We start from the raw sequence: 1,929 nt of genomic DNA on the forward strand, positions 1-1,929 counted from the left end.
GGGTATCTTCCAGCGTGCGCCGCTTGTGCATCTTGTTCAGGCCGAGGCCGACCAGCGTGGCACGCTGCTCCTTCGGCCGGCGGATCGGGGAGCCGATCTGCTCGACGGTGATGGTCTTGGTAGCTTTCTTGGCCATGGTCGAAATCCCTGGTCAGCGTCGACTATTCTTCAGCCGCAACGGCGGTGCCGCGGCGGGCCTGAAGGGTCGAGTACTTGATGCCGCGCGCGGCAGCCACATCCTTCGGATGCATCTGGCTCTTCAGCGCGTCGAAGGTGGCGCGAACCATGTTGTAGGGGTTCGACGAACCCATCGACTTGGCGACCACGTCATGCATGCCGAGCGTCTCGAAGACGGCGCGCATCGGACCGCCGGCGATGATGCCGGTACCCTGCTTGGCGGCGCGCAACAGAACGCGTCCGGCGCCCCAGCGGCCCTCGACGTCGTGATGCAGCGTGCGGCCCGAACGCAGCGGCACGAAGATCATGTCGCGCTTAGCCGACTCGGTCGCCTTGCGGATGGCTTCCGGCACTTCGCGCGCCTTGCCGTGGCCGAAGCCGACGCGGCCCTTCTGGTCGCCGACGACGACGAGAGCGGCAAAGCCGAAACGACGGCCGCCCTTCACCACCTTGGCGACGCGGTTGATGTGGACGAGCTTGTCCACCATGCCGTCGTCACGCTCTTCGCGTTCACGCTCGCGGCCGCGGCCGCCTTCTCTACGTTCCTGTGCCATATCCTAGTCCTTGTTCTTTTCCGGAAGCACGGGTTGCTGTTTGCCGATGCCGCCTTTGGGTCATCAGCGGCGAAATTAGAAGCTGAGGCCGCCTTCGCGGGCAGCTTCGGCCAGCGCCTTGACGCGGCCATGATAGATGTACGGGCCACGATCGAAGACGACTTCCTTGACGCCGGCCTTCGAAGCGCGCTCGGCGATCAGCTTGCCGACGGCCGCGGCGGCGGCGGTGTCGGCGCCGGTCTTGAGCGAACCCTTGAGGTCCTTCTCGAGCGTCGAGGCGGCGGCCAGCGTGTGGCCGTTGGCGTCGTCGATGACCTGGACGTAGATGTTCTTCGAGGTGCGGTGCACCGACAGACGCGGACGTGCGCCGGCGACCCTCTTCAGTTGGCGGCGGACACGCTGCGCGCGGCGCTGAATGGTTTCCTTGGGGCTGGGCATATTTTCAGTTCCTTGCCTTCAGTAGACGGGGGCAACCCTGTGCGGTAGGCCAGGCCTCCCGCGACCGCTCCCCGCGGCGTTACACTTCTCAAGCCTGGCCCCGTCCGAAAAGTCCGCGACTTTTTGCTGCGCTGACCTTCGGTTCGGGCCAAGCCTATTACTTCTTCTTGCCTTCCTTGCGCACGATGCGCTCGTCGGCATAGCGCACGCCCTTGCCCTTGTACGGCTCCGGACCGCGATACTCGCGGATCTCGGCGGCGACCTGGCCGACCTGCTGCTTGTCGATGCCCGAGACCGTGATCTCGGTCGGCTTCGGCACCGTGATGGTGATGCCCTGCGGCGTCTCGTAGACGACGTCGTGGCTGAAGCCAAGCGCGAGTTGCAGGTTCTTGCCCTGCAACGCCGCACGATAGCCGACGCCGGTGATCTCGAGCTTCTTCTCGAAGCCGTCCTTCACGCCCTGCAGGATGTTGACGATCTGCGTGCGCGACATGCCCCACTTGGAGCGGGCGTTCTTGGTCTGGTCGCGCGGCTCGACGGAGATCTCGTTGTTCTCCATCTTGACCAGCACTTCGTCGTTCACCACGAACTTCAGCTCGCCCTTCGGGCCCTTCGCCGTCACGGTCTGGCCGTTGACGGAGGCGGTCACGCCCTGCGGCAGCGAAACGGGTTTCTTTCCGATACGAGACATTTTGTTGTCCTCGTCACTTCTTTGGTTTCAGGTTCCAGTTCCCGGGCGCGATCCCGAGAACCGAAGCCC

At 64.6% G+C, this 1,929-nt stretch carries 4 protein-coding genes; all 4 read right to left on the reverse strand.

What is annotated here, in order from left to right; genetic code table 11:
- The coding region (gene rpmD, locus EOA24_RS36095) for a 50S ribosomal protein L30 (RefSeq protein WP_127410714.1) at nucleotides 1-136 on the reverse strand (136 nt) is incomplete at its 3' end.
- 25 nt (nucleotides 137-161) lie between these two features.
- Complete coding sequence (rpsE, locus tag EOA24_RS36100; protein WP_027046810.1) at nucleotides 162-731, reverse strand: 30S ribosomal protein S5; 570 nt, start codon at nucleotides 729-731, stop codon at nucleotides 162-164.
- Between the two features lie 75 nt (nucleotides 732-806).
- Entirely contained in the window at nucleotides 807-1,169 is a 363-nt protein-coding gene (gene rplR / locus EOA24_RS36105; RefSeq protein WP_126082800.1) for a 50S ribosomal protein L18, read from the reverse strand.
- 157 nt (nucleotides 1,170-1,326) lie between these two features.
- The gene (rplF, locus tag EOA24_RS36110; RefSeq protein WP_095818135.1) at nucleotides 1,327-1,860 is read right to left on the reverse strand and encodes a 50S ribosomal protein L6; all 534 of its coding nucleotides are present in this window, start codon (nucleotides 1,858-1,860) and stop codon (nucleotides 1,327-1,329) included.
- Between the last annotated feature and the right edge of the window lie 69 nt (nucleotides 1,861-1,929).

The organism is Mesorhizobium sp. M2A.F.Ca.ET.039.01.1.1, from assembly GCF_003998035.1.
In the GTDB taxonomy this organism is placed as follows: Bacteria; Pseudomonadota; Alphaproteobacteria; order Rhizobiales; family Rhizobiaceae; genus Mesorhizobium.